The sequence below is a fragment of the Microcystis sp. LEGE 08355 genome (genome assembly GCF_015207185.1).
GTDB classification, from domain to species: domain Bacteria; phylum Cyanobacteriota; class Cyanobacteriia; order Cyanobacteriales; family Microcystaceae; genus Microcystis; species Microcystis panniformis.
In genome coordinates, this window is the sequence record NZ_JADEXI010000567.1 from 1 (window position 1) to 2,984 (window position 2,984).

3 protein-coding genes are annotated in these 2,984 nt (G+C 41.2%); 1 reads left to right on the top strand and 2 read right to left on the bottom strand.

Going from position 1 to position 2,984, the window contains the following annotated elements:
* The coding region (locus IQ242_RS21195; protein WP_370583037.1) for a helix-turn-helix domain-containing protein at positions 1-259 on the bottom strand (259 nt) is incomplete at its 3' end.
* An 84-nt stretch (positions 260-343) separates the two neighbouring features.
* Here IQ242_RS21195 and IQ242_RS21200 point away from each other — a divergent pair.
* Entirely contained in the window at positions 344-2,188 is a 1,845-nt protein-coding gene (locus IQ242_RS21200; protein WP_193961309.1) for a hypothetical protein, read from the top strand.
* Between the two features lie 170 nt (positions 2,189-2,358).
* On the opposite strand, the gene IQ242_RS21205 is transcribed toward IQ242_RS21200, so the two are convergent.
* Positions 2,359-2,984 (bottom strand): RNA-guided endonuclease TnpB family protein (locus tag IQ242_RS21205; protein ID WP_193961310.1); only part of this gene is annotated, 626 nt, incomplete at its 5' end.

The window sequence follows — 2,984 nt, forward strand, 5'->3', positions numbered from 1 at the left end:
GTAAATGTCTTAACCCTTGTTGTAAAGGTACACAGCTAACTTCGTTTAAAAACTCTAATTCTTCTTGTTTTTTCCAATCGGTTAGCATTGAAGAAGTTTCAGTATATCCTACTCTTTCTTGTCTTTCGTACCAAGCTTGTGTTCTGAGATGGAGAGCTTTATTGTAAACCAATCTTACACAGCCCAAAGTGCGCCGCAATAGCGACTCTTGTTCGGGTGTGGGGTAAAAATCGGTAGCGATAGCTTTTCCATGTCTCACATTTTAGCATATATTTCGTAAATGTGCTAATATTTAACAGTAAAGCCGTCGTAGAACGACGGGGTTTCAGACCCAAAATTTTCGATGACAAAATCATTTAGACAAAGACTGGCAGAGATTTTCGGGTTTGACCTGCGATCGCTGGCTTTATTTCGCATTGCCTTGGCGTTAGTGGTTTTAGTGGATTTATCGGTTCGTTTTAGCCAAGTAACTGCCCATTACAGTGAATTAGGGGTTTTACCCCTAGGAAGCTTATCGAAAGTTTCTGCTAGTCCTTTTTACTGGTCGATTTTTGCTCTCAGTGACTCGGTACTGGTGCAGAGTATCCTGTTTATTGTCGCTATAGCGATCGCATTATTGCTTTTAATTGGCTATCATACCCGTTTAGCCACGATCGCCACTTGGGCGCTAATCGTCTCTTTACATCATCGCAACCCCCTGTTACTATTTGCCGCCGATGACGTAATCCGGGCAGTATTATTCTGGGCGATGTTTTTACCCCTCGGTGCCTGTTATTCCGTGGAAAGTGCCTTAAACACCAATCCCAACCCCCTACCCAAGCGTGTGGTTTCGGCTGCCACGGTGGCTTTTATGATACAGGTGTGTTACATCTATATGTGGTCAGTGGTCTTTAAACTCAAAAGTGAGACTTGGTGGCCCGACGGTACAGCCGTTTATTACTCTCTTAGTTACGATCAATACGCTACCGCTTTGGGGAGTTTTTTACTGACTTTACCGCAGCAATTCCTCAAATTCCTGACAATTTCAGCCCTAGGCTTTGAATGGTTCGGTCCGCTATTGATGTTTGTTCCCTTTCGCAATAGTTTATTTAAAATAATCGCCGTAGTTTCCTTTATTTTCTTGCATACGGTTTTTGCACTGATTCTACATTTAGGGGTTTTCCCTTTCTTGAGTGTTACCTATTGGTTGCCGATCATCCCTAGCTTAGTCTGGGATTGGGGACAAAAACGGATAATAAACCCAGAAAGAGAAGGTTTAAGGATTAATTATGATCGAGATTGTGGATTTTGCAAGAAAGTTGTTCATCTTCTCCGCACTTTTCTCATTTTACCCGGCACTCCCCTGTTAGTCGCTCAGGATAACCCCTCAATATACGAGGATATGGTGGCCCAAAATTCTTGGGTGGTGGAAGATTGGCAGGGAAAACGTCGGTTTAAATGGTCAGCATTGGTTTATATTGTCAGTCTTTCGCCGATTTTCTGGTTTTTAGCCCCAATTTTGCGTTTACCGCCCCTTATGTCCCTGGGAACGAGAATTTATGAGTGGATTGCCTCCCATCGTCGTTTTATGGGCAATTTCACCAAACCTCTCAAGTTTCGTCCCCTGACGATTAAATCCTCTTTACCTTTAAATATGTTGGTAATTTTCTTCTTCTTGTTGACCAGTATCTGGAATTTACGCAGTTTTGTCCGGCAATCGGCCATTAGAGGCGATTTAAATACACCTTTAATTCAATCCCTCGATCGCTTGCTCACCCGTCGTACTTTTAATACAATTGATATTCTGGCAAGAATAACTCGTTTAGACCAGTATTGGACTATTTTCTCCCCTAGTCCGCCCCGAGATGATGCTTGGTTTGTGGCAGTCAGTCAATTAGCCGATGGTTCCACGGTAGATTTATTTAGAGAAGGACAGCCGGTAATTTGGCATAAACCCACTGAAAGCGATCGCAATCGTTTGTATAAAACCATGCAGTGGCGACAATATTTTATTAATCTTAATCGAGCTATTGGTCGGTCAGTTTATGGAGAGTTTGGTCAGTATCTCTGTCAAAACTGGAATCAGCAGCACGGTAGTGATCAACAGATTAAATCCCTGCAACTTTATATTATGCGGGAAAGGACTGTCCCTCCCGGAGAAAAACAGGGAATCGAAAAAGAACTACTCTGGCAGCAAAACTGTCTTTAATCAGTTATCAGTTATCAGTTATCAGTTATCAGTCATCAGTCATCAGTTATCAGTTATTAGTCAGATAAAAGTTATATGGCTAACTAATGCAATAAAAGACAACTAAAAATGGACAACTGATAGCTGATTGCCGATTGCTTATTTTTCCGTTCTATTAAACCTACTCAAATCTACTCATGAGCAAATTTGACGTTAACTTCCTGCTTCACTGTAGTAGTGTCGGCACTATCTACTCTACAAGCTGACACGGTGGAACTCACCGCCAAAGAAGCTAGATTTAGACTAGCGTTCAAGTCTCGACCGCAAACTACATGGCATTGTTCACACTCAAAAACTCTTTCAGTTAAAGATAGAGACTCTTTCTTGTACCCACAATTGGAACAGGTTTTACTACTAGGAAACCACCTATCGGCTATGATTAATTCCGAACCATACAACTGAGTTTTATAATCAAGTTGTCTTCGGAACTCGTAAAAACCCATATCCTGAACGGCTTTAGCTAATTTGTGATTAGCCATCATCCCAGACACATTTAAATCCTCAATTACTATCTGGCCGTGGTTCTTGGCTAAATAAGTGGTGAGTTTATGTAACGTATCTTTACGGATATTAGCTATTTTAAAATGAAGTTTAGCTATTTGCCGTTGGGCTTTGTTCCAATTATTTGACCCTTTTACCTTAGGTCGGTTCAAGTATTGAAGTCTGGCTAATTGTTTTTCGTATTTACGATAACTTTTAGAGCCTTCAAACGTCTCACCTGTCGATAAAGTAGCTAAAGATTTAATTCCGAGATCAC

What these genes read in the sequence shown, in the direction of transcription:
- IQ242_RS21200 (WP_193961309.1), top strand. Translation starts at nt 344, where the DNA reads ATGACAAAATCATTTAGACAAAGACTGGCAGAGATTTTCGGGTTTGAC.